Source organism: Streptomyces sp. P5F9 (assembly GCF_057961495.1).
Window position 1 is genome coordinate 1 of sequence record NZ_JBXVPZ010001066.1, and the last position, 514, is coordinate 514.

Consider the following 514-nt stretch of genomic DNA (forward strand, 5'->3'; position numbering starts at 1 on the left):
CCGCTCCACCCCCCGCGCGATCTCCAACTGCACGGCCCCCCGCAGATCCACCTCCGTGAACGTCACCCCCGTGAAGTCCGCCCCCTTCAGCGCACAGTCCACGAACTCGACACGCTCCAGCCGGGCATCCAGAAAGTCCGGTTCGACAAGGACGCAGCCCTCAAAAACGACATCCCGGAGCTTCGCCTTGCGCAGGTTCAGGTAGTCGATCTTGCCGCCCCGGATCACCACCCGCTCCAGCACGGCACCGTGCAACTGCACCCCGCCCATCCGCGCGTCGATCACCTCGACGTCACGCAGGGTCGACTCCGCGAGGTCGGTGCCGACACCCCGTATGCCGGTGAGGACGGAGTCCAGCACGCGCGCGTGATGCAGCCGCGTCTCGTCCAACGCGCAGTCCGTCAGCGCGCAGTCCATGAACCGGGCACCCCCGCCGTCCTGCCCGACGAAGTCCTCGTCCCGGAACTGCAGCCCGTCGTAGTCCCCGTCCGGCTCCAACTCCCCACCCCCGTAA

At 68.3% G+C, this 514-nt stretch carries 1 protein-coding gene; it reads right to left on the reverse strand.

Annotated elements, in window-relative coordinates; genetic code table 11:
• Positions 1-514 (reverse strand): pentapeptide repeat-containing protein (locus AC31A1_RS52415; protein WP_489660074.1); only part of this gene is annotated, 514 nt, incomplete at both ends.